Here is a 23,085-nt window from a genome sequence, read left to right on the forward strand (position 1 = left end):
GCGGTCGTTCTTTTTGGAGAATCGCCCATGAAGTTTCGTTTCCCCGTCGTCATCATCGACGAAGATTTCCGCTCCGAGAACATCTCGGGCTCCGGCATCCGGGCGTTGGCCGAAGCGATCGAGAAGGAGGGCGTCGAAGTCCTCGGCCTCACGAGCTACGGCGATCTGACGTCGTTCGCGCAGCAATCGAGCCGCGCGTCGTGCTTCATCCTGTCGATCGACGACGACGAACTCATGCTCGGCGAAACCGGCCCGGACGGCGAGCTGCCCGAGCTCGCGACCGCGATCATCGAGCTGCGCGCGTTCGTCACCGAAGTGCGCCGCCGCAACGCGGACATCCCGATCTTCCTGTACGGCGAGACGCGCACGTCGCGCCATCTGCCGAACGACATCCTGCGCGAACTGCACGGCTTCATCCACATGTTCGAGGACACGCCGGAATTCGTCGCGCGCCACATCATCCGTGAAGCGAAGGTCTATCTCGATTCGCTCGCACCGCCGTTCTTCAAGGAGCTCGTCAAGTACGCGGACGAAGGCTCGTACTCGTGGCACTGCCCGGGCCACTCGGGCGGCGTCGCGTTCCTGAAGAACCCGCTCGGCCAGATGTTCCACCAGTTCTTCGGCGAGAACATGCTGCGCGCGGACGTCTGCAACGCGGTGGACGAACTCGGCCAGCTGCTCGACCACACCGGCCCGGTGGCGGCGTCCGAACGCAACGCGGCGCGCATCTTCAGCGCCGACCACCTGTTCTTCGTGACCAACGGCACGTCGACGTCGAACAAGATCGTCTGGCACGCGACGGTCGCGCCCGGCGACATCGTGCTGGTCGACCGCAACTGCCACAAGTCGATCCTGCACGCGATCACGATGACGGGCGCGATCCCCGTGTTCCTCACGCCGACGCGCAACCATTTCGGCATCATCGGGCCGATCCCGCGCGACGAATTCAAGCCGGAGAACATCCGCAAGAAGATCGAGGCGAACCCGTTCGCGCGCGAGGCGCTGCGCGAGAACCCGGACATGAAGCCGCGCATCCTGACGATCACGCAAAGCACGTACGACGGCGTGGTCTACAACGTCGAGATGATCAAGGACCTGCTCGGCGACCTGCTCGACACGCTGCACTTCGACGAAGCATGGCTGCCGCACGCGACGTTCCACGATTTCTACCGCGACATGCACGCGATCGGCGACGGCCGGCCGCGCACGGGCGCGCTCGTGTTCGCGACGCACTCGACGCACAAGCTGCTCGCGGGCATCTCGCAGGCGTCGCAGATCGTCGTGCAGGATTCGGAGAACCGCACGTTCGACAAGCACCGCTTCAACGAGGCGTACCTGATGCACACGTCGACGAGCCCGCAATACGCGATCATCGCGTCGTGCGACGTCGCGGCCGCGATGATGGAGCCGCCGGGCGGCACCGCGCTCGTCGAGGAATCGATCGCCGAGGCGATCGACTTCCGTCGCGCGATGCGCAAGGTCGACGCCGAGTACGGCGACGACTGGTTCTTCAGCGTGTGGGGCCCGGACAACCTGTCCGAGGAAGGCATCGGTTCGCGCGAGGACTGGATGCTGAAGCCGAACGACCACTGGCACGGCTTCGGCCCGCTCGCGGAAGGCTTCAACATGCTCGACCCGATCAAGGCGACGATCATCACGCCGGGGCTCGACGTCGACGGCGAGTTCGGCGAGACCGGCATTCCGGCCGCGATCGTCACGAAGTACCTGGCCGAGCACGGGATCATCGTCGAGAAGACCGGCCTGTACTCGTTCTTCATCATGTTCACGATCGGCATCACGAAGGGCCGCTGGAACTCGATGGTGACCGAGCTGCAGCAGTTCAAGGACGACTACGACAACAACCAGCCGCTGTGGCGCGTGCTGCCGGAATTCGTCGCGCAGCATCCGCGCTACGAGCGTGTCGGCCTGCGCGACCTGTGCACGCAGATCCACGACGTGTATCGCGCGAACGACATCGCCCGCCTGACGACGGAGATGTACCTGTCGGACATGGAGCCGGCGATGAAGCCGTCGGACGCGTTCGCGAAGCTCGCGCACCGCAAGATCGACCGCGTGCCGCTCGACGAGCTCGAAGGCCGCGTGACGAGCATCCTGCTCACGCCGTACCCGCCGGGTATTCCGCTGCTGATTCCGGGCGAGCGCTTCAACAAGACGATCGTGAACTACCTGCGGTTCGCGCGCGACTTCAACGAGCGCTTCCCGGGCTTCCACACCGACATCCACGGCCTCGTCGCGGAAGAGGTGAACGGCCGCGTCGAGTACTTCGTCGACTGCGTGCGCGACTGATGGCGACGCACGGACGACTCCGGGCGATGCGCGCGGCGCTGACCGCGCTCGTCGTCTGGACGGCAGGATTGGCGGGGCTCGCGGGCGCGGGCGTCGCCCATGCGGAAGTCGCGGCGGCCGACCCGATCGACGTCGCGATGCGGCAATGTCTCGCGCGGCGCGACCGGTCGTCGCCGGCCGGCCAGATCCAGTGCATGGGCGAAGCGCAGCAGCAGTGGCAGACAGTGATGGACGGCGCGTACCAGCGCCTGTTGAAGGACGCGCCGGCCGACGCGAAGCGCGGCTGGCAGGACAGCCAGCGCCGCTGGCTCACGTGGCGCAAGGACGAAGTACTGCTGCTGAAGGCCGTGTACGACACGACGCGCGGCACCGCGTATGCGATGTCGAGCGCCGACCTGCAGCTGCAGCCGGTGCGCGATCGCGCGCTGGCGTTGCGCGGGGCGGCCGATCGCTATGCGCCGCCGCCGGCCGCCGTGCCGGTTGCGGCGACGAGCGGTGCGCAGGGCGGTGCGGCTGCGGCGGCCGCGCCGGCCGGTACGAAGCCGGCGAACGCGCCGCGCGAGCCGGCGGTGCGCCGCGTGCGACCGTGCGTGCAGGATGCCGCGTGCGAGCATGCGCTGTTCGACCTGAACCGCTATTACCAGAAGCTGCGCCGCAAGATGCCCGCGCATTCGGCCGGGACGCTCGTGCGCGCGCAGCGCGCGTGGGTGGCGTTCCGCGATGCGACGGCGCCGCTCGTCGGCGAGGATGGCCGCGTCGACCTGATCGGCGCGCGCATCGCGACGATGAAGCGGCTGTCGGAGACGGCCGGCAACCGGTAACGGCGCGCCGCTTTCGAGTGGGCGACACGACGGAACGGGCACCCTCGGGTGCCCGTTTTGCATGGCGCGGTGTGCTGCCTACGCGGGCTGCGACGTGCCCTGCAACCCGAACCACGACGGCACGAGCGCGATCGCGTCGTCGAGCGACGCGAGCACGTGCAGGCTCAGCGCGACGATCTCGGGCGTCGGCGCCTTCAGATCGGGCACGGTGACGACCGCCGCGCCTGCGCCTGCGGCCGACTGCGCGCCGAAGTCGCTGTCCTCGAACGCGACGCACGCGTGGGCCGGCACGCCGAGGCGCTCGGCCGCGAGCCGGTAGACGGCCGGGTCGGGCTTGCCGCGCGCGACTTCGTCGCCGCCCGCGATCGCGCGGAAGAACGGCAGCACGCCGACCGCGCCGAGCCGCGCGCGGATCACGTCGCCCGCGGACGACGACGCGACCGCGCACGGAATGCCGGCCTGCGCGAGCGCGTCGAGCAGCGCGAATGCGCCGGGTTTCAGCGGAAACTTCGGATGCGGCTCGGGCGCCGCGAGCTGTTCGCGCACGCGGATGCGCACCGCGTCGAACGTAGCGGGGTCGCCGATCAGCCGTGCCAGGATCACCTGGCCTTCGGCGAACGAACGGCCGACGATCTGCAGGTAATCGATCTCGGTCAGCACGACGCCGTGCGCATTCGACACGTCGATCCACGTGTTCATGATGGTCCGCTCGGAATCGACGAGCAGGCCGTCCATGTCGAAGAGCGCGGCGGAAAAGGTCATCGGGGGCGTCCGTGAAGCGGGGAAGGCGACGGGCGGCGCGCTGGCCGCCCGAATGAAAAACGGACGCCGAAGGCGTCCGTCCGGAACCGCAGGCCGTTACTTGCCGAGCGCGGCGCGGGCCGCCTTGACGGCCGCACGCACCTGGTCGGGCGCGGTGCCGCCCGGATGGTTGCGGCTCGCGACCGAACCCTCGAGCGTCAGGTAGCCGAACACGTCGTCGCCGATCAGGTGCGCGACGTTCGGCAGTTCCTGCTTCATTTCGTCGAGCGTCAGGTCGGCGAGGTCGATGCCGCGGTCGTCGCAGATCTTCACCGCGTGCGCGACCGCTTCGTGCGCGTCGCGGAACGGCAGGCCGCGCTTCACGAGGTAGTCGGCGAGGTCGGTGGCGGTCGAGAAGCCCTGCAGCGCGGCCGCGCGCATCGCGTCCGGCTTCACGGTGATGCCGGCGACCATCTCGGCGAAGATCCGCAGCGTGTCGGCGACGGTGTCGACCGTATCGAACAGCGGTTCCTTGTCTTCCTGGTTGTCTTTGTTGTACGCGAGCGGCTGGCCCTTCATCAGCGTGAGGAGCGCCATCAGGTGGCCGTTCACGCGGCCGGTCTTGCCGCGCGCGAGCTCGGGCACGTCCGGGTTCTTCTTCTGCGGCATGATCGAGCTGCCGGTGCAGAAGCGGTCGGCGATGTCGATGAAGCCGACGCGCGGGCTCATCCACAGCACGAGTTCCTCGGAGAAGCGCGACACGTGCGTCATCACGAGCGCGGACGCGGCCGTGAATTCGATCGCGAAGTCGCGATCGGACACCGCGTCGAGCGAGTTCGCGCAGATGCCGTCGAAGCCGAGCGTCTTCGCGACCGCGTGACGGTCGATCGGGTAGCTCGTGCCCGCGAGCGCGGCCGCGCCGAGCGGCAGGCGGTTCACGCGGGTGCGGCAGTCGCGCATGCGTTCCGCGTCGCGCGTGAACATCTCGACGTACGCGAGCAGGTGGTGGCCGAACGTGACGGGCTGCGCGACCTGCAGGTGCGTGAAGCCCGGCATGATCGTGTCGGCGTTCTGTTCCGCGAGATCGATCAGCGCGCCGCGCAGGTCGTTCAGCAGGCCGCCGATGCGGTCGATTTCGCCGCGCAGCCACAGGCGGATGTCGGTCGCGACCTGGTCGTTGCGCGAACGGCCCGTGTGCAGGCGCTTGCCGGCATCGCCGATCAGCGCGGTCAGGCGCGCCTCGATGTTCAGGTGGACGTCTTCCAGGTCGAGCTGCCATTCGAATTCGCCACGCTCGATCTCGCCCTTGATCTGCGCCATCCCGCGTTCGATCGCGGCCAGGTCGTCGGCGCTGATGATCTTCTGCGCGGCGAGCATGTTCGCGTGCGCGAGCGAGCCGGCGATGTCGACGAGCGCGAGGCGCTTGTCGAAAAACACCGACGACGTGTAGCGCTTGACCAGCTCCGACATCGGTTCCGAGAAGCGGGCCGACCAGGCCTCGCCCTTTTTGTGCAGTTGGGACGTCATGGCGATTCTTCGAAGGGGAGTTGGGCGGCTGGGCGCCGCCGAGGGAATCTTGCGATTCTAACATTCGCGACGCGGGCGGCCGGCGCGCGCTACCGCGGGCCGCAGGTCAGCGGGCCGATGCGCGGCAGCGTGCCGTCGTCCGGCCGCCGGTACGCGAATTCGACGGTGCAGTCGCGGCCGCCGCCGGAGATCTGCAGGTGGTTGTTCGCGACGAGGCCGTCGACGAAGGTCAGGCCGTCGTAGCCGACGATCGTGCGCTGGCCGCTTTCGACGTGGCGGACCTCGAGCCCCGGCGGAAGCGGCGTGCCGTCCGGCGCGCGCAGTGCGATCGACGCGGCGCTGTAGCGTGTGATGGCGAAGTGCGCGAGCACGCCGGAGCGGGCCTGCGGCACGACGTCGAGCGTCGTGTCGGCGATCCGCGCGTCGGCCGGCAGCGCGCTGCCGTCGATCGCGACGCGATTGTTCTGGTACGCATTCAGGTCGGGCACCAGCAGGTAGCCGGCCCGGTCCGTCGCGCCGATCAGCCGGTTCTGGTGCAGCACGGGCACGCGCCCCGTGTCGGTCGAGACGAGCGCGAAGCCGTCGTCGACGCGGCGCGCCGTCATCACCCGGCCGTCCATCAGCACGAACGCGCCCGTGACGTCGACCGCCGCGTTGCTGCGCCCGTCGAACGATTGCGCGAGCAGCGTGACCTGGCCGGCGCGGCCGAGATACTGCAACTGGCCCTGCCCGTAGCGCGTGCCCGCGTTGGTGCCGGCCTGCACGTTCCAGCCGAAGCCGCCGCCGTAGTCGGGCGGCCGCGATGCATTGAGCGTGTAGGTCGATTCGCCGTTCTGCCGCCCGGCGTTCGCGGAGACGGACGTGTTGCCGCCGAGCCCGATGCTCAGGCTCGCGAAGAAGCCGCGCGCGTCGCGTTGCCGGAAGTCCTGGAAGCCGCTGAACGCGATCGAGGTCAGCCCGCCGAGATTGACGAGATAAGCGATCGAGCCGATCCGCGACGCGGCGATGCCCGGATACTTGAGGGCCAGATAGCTGAACGACAGCGTTTGCGCGCGCAGGAACGGGAACGATACCGTCACGCGATCGGTGGCGCGCGAGACGGGCACGCCTTCGCGGCTGCCCAGGTCGACGTAGTCGCCGAATGCGCGCAGCGTCTGTGCGTCGATCGAGAAGCGCGACGTCACGTACTGGTAGCCGACGCCCGCCTGCACGCCGGTCCTGCCCGGCGCGCTGAGCGCCAGCGACGCGTTCGCCACGCCGCGTTCGCCGAGGCGCACGAGCACGCCGGCGCCGGCGTTGTAGACGCCGGCCGTCGCTTCCCCGTGCGCTTCGACGGTCAGCCGCTCGCTGATTCCGTAGCGCAGCGAGCCGCTCGCCGCCGGCGTGCGCGCGTAGTCGAACGAATCGGTGCCGTACGCGCGGCGCAGGAAACCGGCTTCGAGCGAATGGCTGACGAGGCCGGGGGCCAGCAGGCGCGTATCGACGTACAGCGGAATCGACGTCGCGATCGAGCGGCCGAGCGCGTCGCGCGTGACGACCGTCGCGTTGCCCGCGCCGGTGATGCCCGGCACGCTGTTGATCACGAACGGCCCGCTCGGCACGTCGCCGCTGAACTGGCGCACGTTGTTCACGTACAGGTCGACCGACGTCGGCACGACCGCGCTGCCGGACAGTGCGGGCACCGGAAACGTGACGAGGTCGGGGCGCAGGCCGAAATTGCTGCGCCACTGCACGCCGCCCAGGCGCAGCGAGCGCGTCCAGGACAGCGACGACGAAATCGTGTCGCCGATCTGGGTCGTCGTGAGCGTGCGGGGATTCGAACGGGTCCATGACGTGTCGTAGCGCACGTAGCGCCGACGGTCGTCGTACAGGTACGCGATGCCGGTGCTGCTGAGTACGCCGGCCGGATCGAAATAGCGCGCCTCGCTCCAGACCGCGAGCGGTGCGCGCGCGATGGTTTGCGCGTAGGCATCGTAGTTCAGCACGAAGCCGCGGCCGGACGTGGCCGGCGGCGCGGCGGCGAGCGCGCGCGTATCGAACGTGTGCGGAATGCGCAGTGCGTCGGGCACGCGCAGGTCGAGCGTTTGCCGGCCGGCGTCGTAAGCGTAGCGCAGCCCCGCGAGCGTATCGAGTGCGACGAGCGTGTTCGACGGTGCGTTCGCGGGGCCGCCGGTCGCGATGCCCAGATCGTTCAGGTCGGCGGAGGCCGCGTACAGTCGCCCGTCGATCTGCCGGAACCGGGCGATCCGGTGCGTCGGTTCGCCATTGAGCGACACGTCGAGATACAACCCGTCGGCTTGCGCCGCGGCGTCGGACACGGCGGTGGGCGGTACCGGCTGCGCGCATGCGGCGAGTGCGCGCAGCGCCAGTATCAACGCCAGCGCGAGCGGCGCGGCGGTGGGCCGGGCCGGCCCGGCGTGTCGCACGGGGCAGTCGGTCCGGAGGGTCTTGCTCGGCGGCGGCACGGGCAACGTCGTGCGATCCTGCTCGGGGGGCTCAGGGCGGCGTCAACCGGGCTTCGACCGGCTGCGCGTTGACGGTCGCCTGGATCTTGACGAAGCGCGTGCCGGCGTCGAGCTTGAGCGGCCAGCGTCGCGTACTGCTCGCGAGCGCATAGCCGAGCAGCCCGCGCGTGATCTCGTGGACGCCGCCTCGCGCATCGACCAACCGGACCGCGGAAATCTGCGCCCGCCGTCCGCCGCGATTGTCGACCGTGAGCTGCATGCCGGTCCCGTCGGGTTCGACGCGCCAGTCGAGGCGCGGGGACGCTTGCGCGGCATCGGGCTCGATGAATACGGGCACGGAATAGCGCAGCCGGATCGTCACGCCGTTGTCGACCGGCGTGCCCGGCGCGGGCAGTTCGTCGATCAGCACGCGATAGCTCTCCTCGGCGGCCGGCGAGCCGCGGCTCGTGCGCACGAGCCGGATCAACTGCTCGGCGTTCGCGTCGATCTGCAGCAGCGGCGGCGACGCGGCGAGCGCGTCGGTCGGCGTCATCACGTCGGTACCGTTTTCCTGCGTCCAGCGATAGGTGCGGACCTGGCCGTAGATCGGCCGGCCGCCCGGGTTGCTGAGCGTCATGCTCGCGGCGGCCGCCGATGGCGGCAGTTCGATCGTCACGGGCGTGATCTGCAGCGTGGCGGCATGCGAGACGGCCGCCGCCCACCCGACGCACAGCGCGGCAAAGGCGCGCGGGAACAATCGCACGGCCCGTCAGAAATAGACGGTGGCGGTGACCGAGGCCTCGTAGGTGTCGGGCTTCGGCGTCGCCTGCGCGGGCACCTGGCCGTACACGTTCAGCACCTGCGCGGAACCGGTGCCGGTGCCGCCGACCGTGTCGGTGCCTTGCGTGTTGCCCCAGATCGTCGAGTGGCCCGAGTCCTGGTAGAGCTGGTAGCCGACCGTCGTGCCGGTATTGCCGGCCGTGGTACCTCCCATCAGCCGGCTGGCGACGGTCGAGCCGGTTACCGCTCCGGCGTCGAGCCCGACGTTGTAGGGTGTCGAGTTCGTGCAGGTGACGGAGACCGTCGTCTGCCGGTTGACCGTCGATGCGAGTACGCCGGTCGTGCCGAATGCAAGCGGGTTCGCGGCGATCGTGCAGTTCGCCTGGATCGTGAGCGTGACGTTGAATTGCGCGGTGGCCGTGCCGTTCGAATAGACTGCGGCAACGGTGACGGGCTGCAGCACCGGCGCGAATGCGAACGTGGCTGCGAGCATGGCTGAAAAAACACGACGTCGGGAATCTGTCATTATGATTGTCTCCTGCCGTTCAAGGGGTCGCCCGGCCGCGGAGTGCCTGCCGCGTGGTCTGTCGCCGGTCGCCGTTACCGCTCTGTCGTTGGTGGAAGACTACTCCACGGGTTCGGTCGCGCGCAATGGAGAAAACGCCGACCTGGCGTGCATTGTCCGGGGAGCGGACGGATTCCATCGGCCTATTTGACATGGATCAAGTAACAGTGCGAACGATCGATGCGCAGACCGATACGATGATGGCGCGGCCCGATCCGCGAACCCGATCGGGCGGACGGTTTTTTTCGGGGAGGCGCATGGCGGATGACCGCTTCGACCTGGCGCGCCGCTGGATGCGCGCGCTCGCGTACCTGCTGCTGGCAGCGGTACTCGGCATGCCGTGGATGTCGGCGCGTGCGGATACGTGCACGGTGACGCCGCCGGTGCCGAGCTTCGGCTCGGTCAGTCCGATCACGCAACAGGCCTATACGACGACCGCGACGATGACCGTGAACTGCACGTGGGACACGCTGAGCCTGAACACCGGCGTGCTCGTGTGCGTGAACCTCGGCGGCACCAGTCCGCGCTACCTGAGCAACGGGACGAACCAGATGCAGTACGACCTGTATCAGGACGCGGGCTACTCGCAAGCCTGGGGCGCCGTGAGCAGCGGCACGACGCCGATATCGGTGACGCTGACGAAACCGGTGCTCGGCACGTCCGCGAGTGCGAACGTGACCATCTATGGTCGCATCGCGCCGAACCAGCCGACCGTGCCGACAGTGAACAACGGCAGCACCGTCTACACGCAGAGTTTCAGCGGCAACCAGGCCGCGTACAGCTACAGTTTTTCGCTGCTCGGCGTGCTGCCGACGCCGTGTGCGTCGCAGTCGACGGCCGGCACGATGACGGTTACCACGACCGCCACCGTCATCAACAACTGCATCATCAGCGCGACCGGCGTGGCGTTTCCGGCGGCAGGCGTGCTGGCGTCGGCGCTGACCGCGAGCGGCTCGATCAGCGCGCGCTGCACGAACGGCGACGCATTCCGGATCGCGTTGAACGGCGGCGGCAGCGGCAACGTCGCCGCTCGCACGATGCAGCGCGCGGGCGGCGGGTCGGTCAGCTATCAGCTCTATCAGGACAGCGGCTTCACGCAGCCATGGGGCGACGGCACTGCCGGCACGTCGATGGCGACCGGCACCGGCAGCGGGTTCGCGCAGGCAATCACCGTGTACGGCCGCGTGCCCGCGCAAGCGACGCCGGCGCCCGGCAACTACAGCGACACGATTACCGCGACGATCAGCTTCTGAGCCGCGCTCAGTCGCGCACCAGCACGACCAGCTTCAGGTCCTCGCGGTGCGCGGGCTTCAGCGTGATCTGCTGGTACACGAGACGGCCGTCGGCCGGATGGTCGAATTCACGCAGCCCGCCTTCGCGCTCGAACACGTCCTGCGACGCCCAGTACTGCGCGAACGCGTCGCTGCCGGCCGTCAGCGCGTCGATCAGCGCGCGCGTCGGCGCGTCGGTCAGGTGGCGGATCGCATCGGCGCGAAATTCGGCCGCGAGCCGCCGCGCGCGGGTTTCCCAGTCGACGATCAGCGTGCGGGCGGCCGGCGCCATGAACGTGAAGCGCAGCAGGTTGCGGTCGTGCTCGCCATCGAGCCAGCCGGAAAAGAGCGCGGCGGCCGGCGCATTCCATGCGAGTGCGTTCCATTGGCGGTCGAGCACGTAGGCGGGCGTCGCGATCGCCGCGACGGTCGCGGCGAGCGTCGGCGGGAGGTCGCCGCCCGCGACGTCGGGCTCGGCCGGGTCGCGCTGCGCGGCCAGCTCGAACAGGTATGCGCGCTCGGCCTTCGACAGTTGCAGCGCGACGGCGATCCGCGCGAGCGCGTCGGCCGACGCCGACACGGGCCGGCCCTGTTCGATCCACGTGTACCAGGTCGGGCTGACGCCGCACAGTTGCGCGACTTCCTCGCGCCGCAGCCCCGGCGTGCGGCGGCGCGGGCCGGGAGGCAGGCCGACGGCCTGCGGCGACAGCCGCTCGCGGTGGGCGCGGATGAATTCGCCGAGCGCGCGGGCGGGCGTGGCGTCGAGTGGCGGGACGGAGGCGGAGGACGGCTGGTTCATGCGGAAACGGCGAAGTGAAGGCGAAAACGCGGCAACGATCAGACAGGTGGATCAAATACCAGAATAACTGCTTAACTTGTACTGGTACACACGCAGGCCTATTGTAGCGGCTCGCGCGCTGGCAGGGCAGCGGGCGTCCCCCACAATGCGATGCACGGGGCCGGATCGGGCGTTGAAGCGCCGGGGCCGGCCGACTGCATCAAGGAAAGGAGCGAACGATGAAACACCACGACCAGGTCGCCGACGCCTTCGGCACGACGGCCGCCGCCTATCTGACGAGCACGGTTCATGCGACGGGCGCCGACCTGCAGACGCTCGCCGACGCGGTGAGCGCGACGCCCGACGCCGCGGTGCTCGATCTGGGCTGCGGCGCCGGTCACGCGAGCTTCGCGGTCGCGCCGCACGTGCGCGACGTGGTCGCGTACGATCTCGCCGCGCCGATGCTCGCGACCGTCGACGCGGCCGCGCGCGAGCGCGGGCTCGCGAACGTCCGCACGCAGCAGGGGCCGGCCGAGCGGCTGCCGTTCGACACCGCGACGTTCGACTGGGTCGTGAGCCGGATGAGCGCGCACCACTGGCACGACATGCATGCGGCGCTGGCCGAGGTGCGTCGCGTGCTGAAGCCGGGCGGCCGCGTGCTGATGATCGACATCGCGGGCAACGATCATCCGCTCCTCGATACGTACCTGCAGGCCGCGGAAGTGCTGCGCGACGCGTCGCACGTGCGCGACTACCGCGCGGACGAATGGCTCGCGATGTTCCGCGCAGCCGGTTTCGACGCGCAGGTGCACAGCCGCTGGCGGCTGCCGATCGATTTCGACACGTGGGTCGCGCGCATTCGCACGCCGGCCGACAGCGTCGCCGGCATTCGCGCGTTGTGGGCGCATGCACCGGACGAGGTGCGCGGCTACTACGCGGTGCAGGCCGACGGCTCGTTCGAGCACGACGCATTGCTGATCGACGCGCACTGAGCGTGCGGCACGGCGCACGCTGCGCCGTTTGTCGTCGCATGAAAAAAGCCGCGATACGCATCGACGCGTATCGCGGCTTTCGTTATCCCGGCCGGCGCGGAGCGTGCCCGCGCCGCCCGCGGATCAGCCGGTGTTGCGCAGGCCGGCCGCGATCCCGTTGATCGTCAGGTGAATCCCGCGGCGCAGCCGCGCGTTCGTGTCGCCCGCGCGGTGACGCTTGATCAGCTCGACCTGCAGGTGATTCAGCGGATCGAGATACGGGAAGCGGTTCTTGATCGAGCGCGCGAGCAGCGGGTTGGTCGCGAGGCGGCCTTCGTGCCCGGTGATTTCCGCGAGCGCCTGCGACGTGCGTTCCCATTCCGCGACGATCCGCTCGAACACGTGCTTGCGCAGCTTGCGGTCGGACACGAGTTGCGCATAACGCGACGCGACCGCGAGATCGGTCTTCGCGAGCACCATGTCCATGTTCGACAGCAGGTTCGAGAAGAACGGCCAGGTCTTGTTCATCTTCTTCAGCAGCGTGACGCGCTTCATGCGTTCGGCGGCGTCCGGCGCGCCGTCGAGATACGCGCTCACCGCGCTGCCGAAGCCGTACCAGCCGGTCAGCAACAGCCGGCACTGGCCCCACGAGAAGCCCCACGGAATCGCGCGCAGATCCTCGATCTTGCGCTGCTTCGGGTCCTGCAGCTTGCGCGATGCCGGCCGGCTGCCGATGTTCAGCTCGGCGATCTCGGTGATCGGCGTCGACGAGAAGAAGTAGTCGGTGAAGCCCGGGGTTTCATAAACGAGCGCGCGGTACGCGGCCATCGCCGAGTCGGACAGCGTCTGCATCGCGGCCTCGAACGCGGGCAACTGCGCCGGTGCGTTCGACTGCGGCAGCAGCGACGCCTCGAGCGTCGCGGCGACGACCGTCTCGAGGTTGCGCCGGCCGATCGACGGGTTCGAGAACTTGCTCGCGATCACCTCGCCCTGTTCGGTCAGGCGGATCTGGCCGTTCACGGTGCCCGGCGGCTGCGACAGGATCGCCTGGTAGGTCGGGCCGCCCCCGCGGCCGACCGTGCCGCCGCGGCCATGGAACAGCCGCAGCGTGATCTTGCGCTCGCGGAACAGGTCGACGAGCGCGAGTTCCGCGCGATACAGCTCCCAGTTCGACGTGAGGAAGCCGCCGTCCTTGTTGCTGTCCGAGTAGCCGAGCATCACTTCCTGTTCGGCGCCCTGATGCGCGATCAACGCGTCGATGCCCGGCAGCGCGAAGTAGTCGCGCATGATGCGCGACGCGTCGCGCAGGTCGGGGATCGTCTCGAACAGCGGGATCACCATCAGGCTGTTCTTCGCGTCGCGGCCCGGCACGCCGAGCGTGCCTTCGAGCAGGCCCGTCTCCTTCTGCAGCAGCAGCACCTCGACGAGGTCGCTGACGGTTTCCGTATGCGAAATGATGTAGTTGCGCACCGCGCGCGCACCGAACTGCGTGCGGACCTCGCGCGCCTTCTCGAACACGCCCAGCTCGCTCTGCGCGAGCGCCGAGTATTCGAGGTACGGCGAGCGCAGCGGGCGCGGATCGGCGAGCGCGGCGAGCAGCACGCGCAGCTTGTCTTCCTCGGCGAGCGCCGCATAGTCGGCCTCGACGCCGGCGCGCGCGAACAGTTCGGCGACCACCGCCTCGTGGATGTCGGAACTCTGGCGCAGGTCGATGCTCGCGAGATGGAAGCCGAACACTTCGGCCGCGCGCACGAGCGGCGCGAGGCGCGGCGCGGCGAGCGACGCGCCGTGGTGCTCGTCGAGCGACGCGGTCAGCACCTTGAGATCGGCGACGAACGCTTCGGAATCCTCGTATGGAATCGCACGCACGGGCGGCGCGCCGCGGCCCGCGCTGCGCACCGGCACCGTGCCTTCGCCGAGACGTACGCGCGCGCTCGCGGCGAGCCGCGTGTAGATGCCGATCAGCGCGCGGCGATACGGTTCGTCGACGCGGTGCGGCGACTGGTCGGGCGATGCGGCCGCGAGCGCCTTCACCGCGTCGTTCGCGCCGACCAGCAGGTTCGACACCGACAGCTCGGCGCCCAGCTTGTGCACCTGTTCCAGATAATGTTCGAGGATCACCGCGGCCTGGCGATTGATCGCCTCGTCGAGCGTCGCGGCGGTCACGTTCGGGTTGCCGTCGCGATCGCCGCCGATCCAGCTGCCCATCTGGAAGAACGCGGGCACGCGGGCCGACAGGCCGTGCTCGGCGAGCGCGGCCTCGATGTCGCCGTACAGCGCGGGCAGTTCGTCGAGGAACGTCGCGCGGTAGTACGACAGCGCGTTCTCGATCTCGTCGCCGACCGTCAGGCGCGAGTCGCGCAGCATCCGCGTCTGCCACAGCGCGGTCACGCGCGCGCGCAGCATCGCTTCGTTGTACTGGCGTTCGCGCGCGGTCAGCTCCTGGTCGCGCTCCGCGAGCAGGCGCGCGATGTCGTGCTGCGCATCGAGGATGCTCTTGCGCTGCACTTCGGTCGGGTGCGCGGTCAGCACCGGCACGATCAGCGCATCGTCGAAGAAGCGCTGCAGCAGGCGCTTCGACGCGTTGCCGGTGGTTTTCAGCTGGTCGAGCGCGTACGCGACCGTGCCGGGCTGCGGCGCGGACCCGGCCAGCGCGTGGATGCGGCGGCGGCGGTTGTGGTGGCGGTCTTCCGCGATGTTCGCGAGATGCGAGAAATAGCTGAACGCGCGCACGACGCTCACCGTCTGCTCCGGCGTCAGCTTGCGCAGCTTCTTCTCGAGCGTCTGCGCGGCTTCGCTGTCGTCCTCGCGGCGGAACTTGACCGCGGTCTGGCGGATCGTCTCGACCACGTCGAACACCGTATCGCCTTCCTGTTCGCGCACGACGTCGCCGAGCAGGCGGCCGAGGAAGCGGATGTCCTCGAACAGCGGGCCGTCCTTGTCGTCGCGCGTGCGGGTGCCGGCCTTCGGTGCGACGGCCTTGCGGGCGGGGGCGCCGGCGGCTTTCGTCGCGGGTTTTGTCTGACGTATCGGGTCTTTCGGTTTCGTTGCCGTTTTCGCACGGCCGTTCGCGGCGGTGGCGAGGGTGCCCGTCGGGGCGTCGGGGGAGGGCAAGGCAGCATTGCGGCGCACCGTACGCGCCGATCCGGAAGACTTCACGATGGGTTTCCTTGGGAAAGCTCGAGTCAAAAGGAACTGCGGAAACTGCGGGAACTGCGGTCAAGCAACCAGCTACGTGCGGCACATCCGCACAACGGCGCCGCGACCCGCACGGAGGCAGGCCGGGCGCAGGCTCCGGGCCCGGGCGGGCTGGGGCGTGCGTGCTACCATTGTTCGATCTTCAATCCCGTCCTTCGATGTTCCAGCAATGAATTCCGAGACCCCCGCGGCCGGGCCGCAACAGGCACAGCCGCCCGCGACGTTGACGATTGCTTCGCGCGAGAGCCGCCTGGCGATGTGGCAAGCCGAACATGTGCGTGATGCGCTGCGCAAATTATATCCAGCTTGTGACGTGAAAATCCTCGGGATGACGACGCGCGGCGATCAGATTCTCGATCGCACGCTGTCGAAGGTCGGCGGCAAGGGCCTGTTCGTGAAGGAACTCGAGGCCGCGCTGGCCGACGGTCGCGCCGATCTCGCCGTGCATTCGCTGAAGGACGTGCCGATGGCGCTGCCCGACGGCTTCGCGCTCGCCGCGATCATGGAGCGCGAAGACCCGCGCGATGCGTTCGTGTCGAACGACTACGCGTCGCTCGACGCGCTGCCGGCCGGCGCGGTCGTCGGCACGTCGAGCCTGCGCCGCGAAGCGATGCTGCGTTCGCGTTACCCGCATCTCGAGGTGCTGCCGCTGCGCGGCAACCTCGATACGCGGCTCGCCAAGCTCGACCGCGGCGACTACGCGGCGATCATCCTCGCGGCCGCTGGCCTGAAACGCCTCGGCCTCGAAGCGCGGATCCGCGCGCTGCTCGACGTCGAAGCCAGTCCGCCGGCAGCGGGCCAGGGCGCGCTCGGCATCGAGATCGCCGCGCACCGCGACGACGTCGCCGCGTGGCTCGCGCCGCTGCACGACCCGCGGACCGCGCTCGCGGTCGAAGCCGAGCGGATGGTGTCGCGCGCGCTCGGCGGCAGCTGCGAGGTGCCGCTTGCCGCGCATGCGGTGTGGCGCGCGGGCGAGCTGTACCTGACGGGCCGTGTGTCGACCACCGACGGCAAGCGCGTGCTGACGGCCGAGGAATGCGGGGCGGTCATGACCGTCGCCGATGCGCTCGCGCTCGGCCGCGCGGTGTCCGACGAGCTCGAGGCGCAAGGCGCGCTCGACATCGTCCAGGCGCTGCTCGCGGGCTCGCAGGCCGCCGGCAAGGGCGACGCCTGATGGCGGGCGGCGCGCGCGCGTTCACCGCTGTCCTGACGCGTCCGGACGGCCAGTCCGACGCGCTTGCGGCGCAACTGGCCGATGCCGGTTGCGACGTGCTCGAATTCCCGCTGATCGACATCGCGCCGGTCGACGATCCGGCGCCGCTCGACGCCGCGTTCGCGGCGCTGGCCGACTACGCGCTGGTGATCTTCGTGTCGCCGAACGCGATCGACCGCGCGCTCGCGCGGTACGGCGCGATCTGGCCGAATGCGCTGCCGGTCGGCGTGGTCGGGCCCGGCAGCGTCGCGGCGCTCGAGCGTCACGGCATCGCGGCGCCCGCGCATCGCGTGATCGCGCCGCAGGCGCCGGCCGACGGCGGCGTGCCTCATTACGATTCGGAAAGCCTGTTCGCGAGCATCGAGGCCGCGTTCGGCGGCGCGCCGGCGCTGGCGGGCAAGCGCGTGCTGATCGTGCGCGGCGACGGCGGGCGCGAATGGCTCGCCGAGCGGCTGCGCGAGGCCGGGGCCGACGTCACGCTCGTCGCCGCGTACCGGCGCGTCGTGCCGGAGCCGCGTGTCGGCGCGTGGGAGCGCGTGCACGCGCTGCTCGACGGCCAGCCGCACGCGTGGCTCGTCACGAGCTCGGAAGGCGTGCGCAACCTGCACGAGCTCGCGCGGGCCCACCTGAACGATGCCGAGATCGACGCATTGAAGCATGCGCCGCTCGTGACGCCGCACCCGCGGATCGAGCAGTCCGCGCGCGCATTGGGTTTTGATAGGATTACGCTGACCGGCGCGGGCGATGAGCGCATCGTCCGCGCGTTTCGAACGATGGCCGACGAGGCCGTCCAACCGGCGACAGCCGCACCGGTGACTAAACGCATGACAGATACCAACGATTCCAAAAGCGTCGCTTCCCAGCCGGCCGCTGCATCCGCACCGCCGACCAGCCCCCCTTATCTCGCGCCCGAGCCGCCCGCGCGCCGCGGCGGCAGCGCGGTGCTGTGGTTCGTCGTCGTCGTGCTCGGCTGCGCGGCAGGGGTCGGCGGCTACGCGCTGAACCGCAAGATCGACCGGCTCGACGGTACGTTCGTCGCGCGCCAGAAGGCGCTCGACGCGCAGACGGCCGAAACGCGGATGAAGACCGAGCAGGCGCTCGCCAGCACGCACCAGGTCGACACGCAGCTCGCGCAGCTCGACGGCAAGCTGGCCGATGCGCAGAGCGCGCAGCAGGCGCTGCAGCAGCAATACCAGGACCTGTCGCGCAACCGCGATGCGTGGATGCTCGAGGAAGTCGATCAGATGCTGTCGAGCGCGAGCCAGCAGCTTCAGCTGACCGGCAACACGCAGCTCGCGCTGATCGCGCTGCAGAACGCCGACGCGCGTCTCGCGACGTCGCAGAGCGCGCAGGCCGTCACGGTGCGCAAGGCGCTCGCGCAGGACATCGAGAAGCTGAAGGCCGCGCCGGCAGCCGATCTCACCGGCCTCGCGATCAAGCTCGACGACGCGATCGCGAAGATCGACGCGCTGCCGCTGTCCGGCGAGGCGATCGTGCCGCACGCGGCGCCGAAGGCCGCGCCGGCCGACGCCGCGTCGCCGGTCGCCGCCGGCGAGCCGCGCTGGAAGGTGTGGTGGCACGACTTCTCGGCCGGCCTCGGCCAGCAACTGAAGGGGCTCGTGCAGGTGCGCCGGATCGACAACGCGGACGCGATGCTCGCGTCGCCCGACCAGGGCTACTTCGTGCGCGAGAACGTGAAGCTGCGCCTGCTCACCGCACGGCTGTCGCTGCTGGCGCGCAACGACAGCGCGATGAAGGCCGACCTGCACGCCGCACAGGCATCGCTCGGCAAGTATTTCGATCAGGCATCGAAGGACACGCAGACCGTCGAGGATCTGCTCAAGCAGGTTGACGGCGCGTCGCTGACGGTCGCGGTGCCGAACCTGAACACGAGCCTGAACGCCGTTCAGCAGTTCAAGAGCCGGGGGTAACGATGACGCTTCGAGGAATCGTCTGGCTCGCGGTCCTGTTCGCGATCGCCGCGGCGCTCGCCACCGTCGGCCGTTTCGACGCGGGGCAGGTGCTGCTCGTCTATCCGCCGTACCGGATCGACGTGTCGCTGAACCTGTTCGTGATCGCCATCGTCGTGCTGTTCATCGTCGTGTACGCACTGCTGCGCATCGTGCGCAATATCTGGCGCATGCCGCAGCGGGTCGCCGCGTATCGGGCGCGTGCGCGCAACGAGAAGGCGCAGGCATCGCTGCGCGATGCGATCGCGAACCTGTACGCGGGCCGCTTCTCGCGTGCGGAGAAGGCCGCGCGTGAAGCGCTGACCGTCGACGCGAACCTGGGCGCCGCGAGTCTCGTCGCGGCCACCGCCGCGCACCGGATGCACGAGTACACGCGCCGCGACGACTGGCTGTCGAAGATCGACGCGCCCGAATGGCAGGATGCGCGGCTGCTCGCCGCCGCCGACATGCGCGCGGACGCCCGCGACGCCGACGGCGCGCTCGCCGCGCTGGCCGACATGCAGGCCGGCGGCAAGCGCATTCATGCGCAGCAGGTCGCGCTGCGGGCGCAGCAGCAACTGAAGAACTGGGCCGAGGTGCTGAAGCTCGCGAAGGCGCTCGAAAAGCGCGAGGCGCTGCATCCGGCCGCGGCGGTGCGGCTGCGCCAGCAGGCGGCGGAAAACCTGCTGCGCGAACGCCGGCACGATCCGGACGCGCTGCTCGAAGTGTGGCAGTCGCTGTCGCCGGTCGAGCGCCAGTCGCCGCGTCTGGCCGATCTCGCGGCCGAACTGCTCGTGCCGCTCGAGCGCCGCAACGAAGCGCGCCGCATCGTCGAGGACGCGCTCGCGCACAACTGGGATGCACGCCTGCTGCGCCGTTACCCGGACACGGCCGGCGCCGATGCGCTGCCGCTGATCCAGAAGGCCGAAGGCTGGAAGAAGGATCATCCGGAAGATGCCGACCTGCTGTTCGCGCTCGGCCGCCTCTGCCAGCAGCAGCAGCTGTGGGGCAAGGCGCAGTCGTTCCTCGAATCGGCGCTGAAGCTGGCCGACAACGAGGCGCTGAAGGTGCGGGCGCATCGTGCGCTCGCCCGTCTGTTCGAGCATCTCGGCGAAACCGACAAGGCCGCGAAGCACTACCGCGAAAGCGCGCTCGCGATCACCGTGGTGTGACGCGGCGCTGCGCCGCGCAGCGTAAAAAGCCCCGAACGCCGATCGGCCTTCGGGGCTTTTTTTTGCCCGTAGCGAGGCGCGGGCGGCCCGCGGCGCGTTACGCGCCGAGCCTGCGCAGCAGGTCGTCCTCGCTCGGGACGAACCAGACCGATTTTCCGCGATTGCACTCGCGAACGAGCGCGCGCAGCGCTTCGCTGCGCGCGAGCCGGCGGTCGATGTCGCCGACCACGCCGAGCCGGACGCCGTAGTTGGTCAGCTTTTGCAGCACGGCGCCGGCCAGCCCGCTGTCGAGCCGGTAGAAGTCGTCGTGCAGCATGTCCGCGGCGACCGCGATCCAGTCGGCTTCATGCTCGTGCGCGAGCGCGACGAGATCGAGCGCGTCGCTTTCCCGTTGCACGAGGCCGGCGGAAGGATCGCGGACCAGCACGCGGCTGCCGGCGGCCTGAACGATTCGATGGGGCATGTCGAGCGTGTCCGTCGATGAGAGAAAAGTGCGCAGGGTGTCGCGTTGCCCGCGGATGAAGTGAGGCTGTTCGGGAAGAAACCGCACCTGCGCGTGCGGCACGAGGCGCGTCAGGCGATCCCGCGTGTCGCGGGAATCGAGCATCACGTCGCGGCCTCCGACGATCGCCAGCACGGGCATCGACAACGTGCGGAGCATGGTGTCGTCGAATACCGGAACCGGCTCGATGCGCGGCCGAAAGCCGCGATCGATGGCGCGCATCAGGGCGAGCGCGTCCCGTTCGGCCGGCGTCGATGCGGGTGGCAGGCGACCCAGCACGCACCGCCGCACGCATGCACGCCCGGCATCGCCGAGCAGCAACAGCGGCAGCGCCCACCACAGAAACGGCTTCTGCCTGCCGATGCCGGACGGGCAGAGCAGCGCGAGCCGGGTGACGCGCGGCGGCCGCCGCAACGCGAAGTCGAGCGCCGTTCGCGCACCGAGCGAGATGCCGACGAACGCGGCGCGCGACACCTGCAGGCCGTCGAGCACGTCGTCGAGCCACTGCGCATAGGCGTCGCCTGCGAGCGGCGGCCGCGCCGGCGCGCTCGGTCCCGCTTCGCCGATCACGTCGATCGCGTAGAGCCGGAAGTGCGTCGACCAGTCGGCCGCGTGATGCTGCCAGCTTGCCGCCGTCGTCTGTGCGCCGTGGATCAGCACGACCGGCGGCGCGTGTTCGGGGCCGCAGACGATGACGTGCGTCGCGCCATGACGCGTTTGCACGGTGACGCGCCGATGCCCGGCCGGCCAGTGCGACAGCGCGGCCGCGTACGCGGCGCGAATCGCACGGGCATGGCGGGGCGACTTGAAGATTGCGCTCATGTCCCGCTTTGCTGGAGCAGCATGTCGAGCGACGACATCAGCGCGGCCGTGTCCGCCGGTGTCGCGGTCACGATGATCTTGACCACGCTCGAGGCGGGATCGAACGTGACGTCGATTCGCACGGGGTCGACGTACGATGCGCGGCCTGACGCCATTGCGTGCAGCGACCGCGACAGGTACTGGTGCAGCGACTGCGACGCATCGGGAATGTCGACGATGCTGGTGACACGCACCGCACGCGGCGCGGGCGAGGCCGGCTCCGTCCGGGCGAACGCGGCGAGGTCCGCGTCGAGGATGCGGTATGCACGGCCGACCCGCGTCGCGCGCAGCTTGCCGTCGCGAATGAACCGCAGGACGGTCTTCGGATGGACGCGCAGGCGGGCGGCGGTGTCTTCGACGGTGTGGAACATGAATTGTAGGGTAGGAGATTCCTTTGGCTGTCTTTATTGTTCCATATAAAAAGGACTATAAGGGAACAATTTTGTCATTAATGGGATGTCGCCGGATGGGCGAGACGTTCAGCCGATCCGGGGTGTGCCTGTCCGGAATCGAAAACGCCCCGGCGACCGGCCATGCCGGACGGCGGGGCGTATCGGGGAAAAACGGGCCGGAAATCGGCCGGCATGTTCGATCGATCCGGGCGCGCGTTTACGCGCCGCGCGTCGTCACTTGTCGACGAGCCGTTTCGGCACCGACAGCGCCAGCAGCCCGCCGAGCACGAGGAACCCGGCCAGCATGTACATGCCCGCATCGTTGGCGCCCGTCACCTGCTTGAGCCAGCCCATCAGGTACGGACTCAGGAAGCCGGCGAGGTTGCCGATCGAGTTGATCATCGCGATGCCGGCGGCGGCCGCCGCGCCGCCGAGGAACGCGGTCGGCAGGCTCCAGAACAGCGGTAGCGTCGTCAGGATGCCGATCGTCGCGAGCGTGAGGCCGAGCATCGCGAGCGCCGTCTGGTGCGCCCAGATCACCGACAGCACGAGGCCGATCGCGCCGATCGCGGCCGGAATCGCGAGGTGCCAGCGGCGTTCGCGGTGCTTGTCCGCGCTGCGCGCGATCAGGATCATCGCGACCACCGCGGCCGCATACGGAATCGCGGACAGCAGGCCGATCATGAACGTGTCGGTCACGCCCGTCGCCTTGATGATCGTCGGCAACCAGAAGCCGACGCCGTACAGCCCCATCACGAACGAGAAATAGATCAACGCCATCAGCCACACGCGCGGGCTCGACATCACGGCGCCGAGCGGCAGGTCCTCCTTGGTGGCTTCCTCCGCGTCGACGTTGCGGGCGAGCAGCGCCTTTTCTTCGTCGGTCAGCCACGTCGCCTTCGCGATCCGCTCGTCGAGCGTGAAGAACACGAGCACGCCGGCGAGCACCGACGGGATGCCTTCGAGCAGGAACAGCCATTGCCAGCCGTGCCAGCCGCTGACGCCGTCGAACGCCTTCAGGATGAAGCCCGAGATCGGCCCGCCGATCACGCCGGACAGCGCGACGGCCGTCATGAAGAACGTCGTCATCCGGCCGCGCCGGTGCGCGGGATACCAGTAGGTGAGATAGAGGATCACGCCGGGGAAGAAGCCCGCTTCGGCGACGCCGAGCAGGAAGCGCATCACGTAGAACATCGCGGGCGTCGTGACGAACATCGTCAGGATCGAGATCACGCCCCACGTCGCCATGATGCGGGCGATCCACACGCGGGCGCCCACCCGGTGCAGGATGATGTTGCTCGGCACCTCGAACAGGAAATAGCCGAAGAAGAAGATCCCCGCGCCGAGCCCGTACACGGTATCGCTCAGGTGCAGGTCGCTCGCCATCTGCAGCTTCGCGAACCCGACGTTCACGCGATCGAGATACGCGACCACGTAGCACAGCAGCAGGAGCGGCACGAGCCGCCACGACACCTTGCGGTAGGTTGCTTCCTCGAATGCGCCGGACGAGCCCGGCAGCGACTGCGTCGATGTTGCCATGTTGTCTCCTGTCGATCCGGGTGAGCGCTTGCGCGATTGCCTGGATCGGATGCA

Annotated in this window: 17 protein-coding genes; 7 read left to right on the forward strand and 10 right to left on the reverse strand. The window is 69.3% G+C overall.

The annotated features are described in order from the left end of the window. Positions 1 to 27 precede the first annotated feature (27 nt). Both DFS13_RS13870 and DFS13_RS13875 read left to right on the forward strand, forming a co-directional pair. Positions 28 to 2,307 (forward strand): arginine/lysine/ornithine decarboxylase, encoded by a 2,280-nt coding sequence (locus DFS13_RS13870; protein ID WP_006497175.1) that lies wholly within the window; start codon positions 28 to 30, stop codon positions 2,305 to 2,307. Then, positions 2,307 to 3,128, forward strand: a complete 822-nt coding sequence (locus tag DFS13_RS13875) for a lysozyme inhibitor LprI family protein (protein WP_111441820.1) — start codon at positions 2,307 to 2,309, stop codon at positions 3,126 to 3,128. The genes DFS13_RS13870 and DFS13_RS13875 overlap by 1 nt, the downstream gene beginning before the upstream one ends. Positions 3,129 to 3,206: 78 nt before the next feature. Here DFS13_RS13875 and DFS13_RS13880 read toward each other — a convergent pair whose 3' ends face one another. The 5 genes from DFS13_RS13880 to DFS13_RS13900 all read right to left on the reverse strand — a co-directional run bounded on the left by DFS13_RS13880 (position 3,207) and on the right by DFS13_RS13900 (position 9,146). Continuing rightward, on the reverse strand, positions 3,207 to 3,890 hold the full coding sequence (locus tag DFS13_RS13880; protein ID WP_006497173.1) for an HAD family phosphatase: 684 nt from the start codon (positions 3,888 to 3,890) through the stop codon (positions 3,207 to 3,209). A 96-nt stretch (positions 3,891 to 3,986) separates the two neighbouring features. Then, positions 3,987 to 5,396 carry an argininosuccinate lyase gene (gene argH / locus DFS13_RS13885; RefSeq protein ID WP_006484010.1) on the reverse strand — a complete coding sequence of 470 codons (1,410 nt, stop codon included), beginning with the start codon at positions 5,394 to 5,396 and terminating at the stop codon, positions 3,987 to 3,989. Between the two features lie 89 nt (positions 5,397 to 5,485). Further along, the gene (locus DFS13_RS13890; protein ID WP_006497172.1) at positions 5,486 to 7,822 is read right to left on the reverse strand and encodes a fimbria/pilus outer membrane usher protein; all 2,337 of its coding nucleotides are present in this window, start codon (positions 7,820 to 7,822) and stop codon (positions 5,486 to 5,488) included. 70 nt (positions 7,823 to 7,892) lie between these two features. Further along, positions 7,893 to 8,603, reverse strand: coding sequence for a molecular chaperone (locus DFS13_RS13895; protein WP_006484014.1), 711 nt, complete (start codon positions 8,601 to 8,603; stop codon positions 7,893 to 7,895). Positions 8,604 to 8,609: 6 nt separating this feature from the next. After that, positions 8,610 to 9,146: a spore coat U domain-containing protein gene (locus DFS13_RS13900; protein ID WP_006484009.1), complete on the reverse strand. Its 537-nt coding sequence runs from the start codon at positions 9,144 to 9,146 to the stop codon at positions 8,610 to 8,612. Positions 9,147 to 9,442: 296 nt separating this feature from the next. On the opposite strand from DFS13_RS13900, the gene DFS13_RS13905 reads away from it, so the two are divergent. Further along, positions 9,443 to 10,438 (forward strand): spore coat protein U domain-containing protein, encoded by a 996-nt coding sequence (locus DFS13_RS13905; RefSeq protein WP_012492815.1) that lies wholly within the window; start codon positions 9,443 to 9,445, stop codon positions 10,436 to 10,438. A 7-nt stretch (positions 10,439 to 10,445) separates the two neighbouring features. Here DFS13_RS13905 and DFS13_RS13910 read toward each other — a convergent pair whose 3' ends face one another. Continuing rightward, positions 10,446 to 11,255: a helix-turn-helix transcriptional regulator gene (locus DFS13_RS13910; RefSeq protein WP_006492931.1), complete on the reverse strand. Its 810-nt coding sequence runs from the start codon at positions 11,253 to 11,255 to the stop codon at positions 10,446 to 10,448. A gap of 218 nt (positions 11,256 to 11,473) precedes the next feature. Here DFS13_RS13910 and DFS13_RS13915 point away from each other — a divergent pair, with 218 nt between their 5' ends. Continuing rightward, positions 11,474 to 12,226 (forward strand): class I SAM-dependent methyltransferase, encoded by a 753-nt coding sequence (locus DFS13_RS13915; protein WP_006497169.1) that lies wholly within the window; start codon positions 11,474 to 11,476, stop codon positions 12,224 to 12,226. 123 nt (positions 12,227 to 12,349) lie between these two features. Here the strand turns inward: DFS13_RS13915 and ppc are convergent, their stop codons facing one another. Beyond that, positions 12,350 to 15,364 carry a phosphoenolpyruvate carboxylase gene (gene ppc, locus DFS13_RS13920; protein WP_111441821.1) on the reverse strand — a complete coding sequence of 1,005 codons (3,015 nt, stop codon included), beginning with the start codon at positions 15,362 to 15,364 and terminating at the stop codon, positions 12,350 to 12,352. Positions 15,365 to 15,572: 208 nt separating this feature from the next. Here ppc and hemC point away from each other — a divergent pair, with 208 nt between their 5' ends. Genes hemC through DFS13_RS13935 form a run of 3 tightly spaced genes read left to right on the forward strand, consistent with a single transcriptional unit; the run spans position 15,573 to position 19,737 of the window. Then, the gene (gene hemC / locus DFS13_RS13925) at positions 15,573 to 16,577 is read left to right on the forward strand and encodes a hydroxymethylbilane synthase (protein WP_012492813.1); all 1,005 of its coding nucleotides are present in this window, start codon (positions 15,573 to 15,575) and stop codon (positions 16,575 to 16,577) included. Continuing rightward, a complete protein-coding gene (hemDX, locus tag DFS13_RS13930) occupies positions 16,577 to 18,547 on the forward strand; it encodes a fused uroporphyrinogen-III synthase HemD/membrane protein HemX (protein ID WP_034201471.1) in 1,971 nt (656 codons plus the stop codon). The genes hemC and hemDX overlap by 1 nt, the downstream gene beginning before the upstream one ends. A gap of 2 nt (positions 18,548 to 18,549) precedes the next feature. Next, positions 18,550 to 19,737 carry a heme biosynthesis protein HemY gene (locus DFS13_RS13935; RefSeq protein WP_058901701.1) on the forward strand — a complete coding sequence of 396 codons (1,188 nt, stop codon included), beginning with the start codon at positions 18,550 to 18,552 and terminating at the stop codon, positions 19,735 to 19,737. Between the two features lie 97 nt (positions 19,738 to 19,834). On the opposite strand, the gene DFS13_RS13940 is transcribed toward DFS13_RS13935, so the two are convergent. The 3 genes from DFS13_RS13940 to DFS13_RS13950 all read right to left on the reverse strand — a co-directional run bounded on the left by DFS13_RS13940 (position 19,835) and on the right by DFS13_RS13950 (position 23,031). Continuing rightward, on the reverse strand, positions 19,835 to 21,061 hold the full coding sequence (locus DFS13_RS13940) for an alpha/beta fold hydrolase (protein WP_006497166.1): 1,227 nt from the start codon (positions 21,059 to 21,061) through the stop codon (positions 19,835 to 19,837). Next, positions 21,058 to 21,471, reverse strand: coding sequence for a helix-turn-helix domain-containing protein (locus DFS13_RS13945; RefSeq protein ID WP_006489657.1), 414 nt, complete (start codon positions 21,469 to 21,471; stop codon positions 21,058 to 21,060). The genes DFS13_RS13940 and DFS13_RS13945 overlap by 4 nt, the downstream gene beginning before the upstream one ends. Before the next feature lie 255 nt (positions 21,472 to 21,726). Next, positions 21,727 to 23,031 carry an MFS transporter gene (locus DFS13_RS13950; RefSeq protein ID WP_006489648.1) on the reverse strand — a complete coding sequence of 435 codons (1,305 nt, stop codon included), beginning with the start codon at positions 23,029 to 23,031 and terminating at the stop codon, positions 21,727 to 21,729. Between the last annotated feature and the right edge of the window lie 54 nt (positions 23,032 to 23,085).

This window comes from Burkholderia sp. 28_3 (assembly GCF_003253915.1).
Classification (GTDB): domain Bacteria; phylum Pseudomonadota; class Gammaproteobacteria; order Burkholderiales; family Burkholderiaceae; genus Burkholderia; species Burkholderia cenocepacia.

What these genes read in the sequence shown, in the direction of transcription:
- DFS13_RS13870 (WP_006497175.1), top strand. Translation starts at nt 28, where the DNA reads ATGAAGTTTCGTTTCCCCGTCGTCATCATCGACGAAGATTTCCGCTCC.
- DFS13_RS13875 (WP_111441820.1), top strand. Translation starts at nt 2,307, where the DNA reads ATGGCGACGCACGGACGACTCCGGGCGATGCGCGCGGCGCTGACCGCG.
- DFS13_RS13880 (WP_006497173.1), bottom strand. Translation starts at nt 3,890, where the DNA reads ATGACCTTTTCCGCCGCGCTCTTCGACATGGACGGCCTGCTCGTCGAT.
- argH (WP_006484010.1), bottom strand. Translation starts at nt 5,396, where the DNA reads ATGACGTCCCAACTGCACAAAAAGGGCGAGGCCTGGTCGGCCCGCTTC.
- DFS13_RS13900 (WP_006484009.1), bottom strand. Translation starts at nt 9,146, where the DNA reads ATGACAGATTCCCGACGTCGTGTTTTTTCAGCCATGCTCGCAGCCACG.
- DFS13_RS13905 (WP_012492815.1), top strand. Translation starts at nt 9,443, where the DNA reads ATGGCGGATGACCGCTTCGACCTGGCGCGCCGCTGGATGCGCGCGCTC.
- DFS13_RS13910 (WP_006492931.1), bottom strand. Translation starts at nt 11,255, where the DNA reads ATGAACCAGCCGTCCTCCGCCTCCGTCCCGCCACTCGACGCCACGCCC.
- DFS13_RS13915 (WP_006497169.1), top strand. Translation starts at nt 11,474, where the DNA reads ATGAAACACCACGACCAGGTCGCCGACGCCTTCGGCACGACGGCCGCC.
- hemC (WP_012492813.1), top strand. Translation starts at nt 15,573, where the DNA reads ATGAATTCCGAGACCCCCGCGGCCGGGCCGCAACAGGCACAGCCGCCC.
- hemDX (WP_034201471.1), top strand. Translation starts at nt 16,577, where the DNA reads ATGGCGGGCGGCGCGCGCGCGTTCACCGCTGTCCTGACGCGTCCGGAC.
- DFS13_RS13935 (WP_058901701.1), top strand. Translation starts at nt 18,550, where the DNA reads ATGACGCTTCGAGGAATCGTCTGGCTCGCGGTCCTGTTCGCGATCGCC.
- DFS13_RS13940 (WP_006497166.1), bottom strand. Translation starts at nt 21,061, where the DNA reads ATGAGCGCAATCTTCAAGTCGCCCCGCCATGCCCGTGCGATTCGCGCC.
- DFS13_RS13945 (WP_006489657.1), bottom strand. Translation starts at nt 21,471, where the DNA reads ATGTTCCACACCGTCGAAGACACCGCCGCCCGCCTGCGCGTCCATCCG.
- DFS13_RS13950 (WP_006489648.1), bottom strand. Translation starts at nt 23,031, where the DNA reads ATGGCAACATCGACGCAGTCGCTGCCGGGCTCGTCCGGCGCATTCGAG.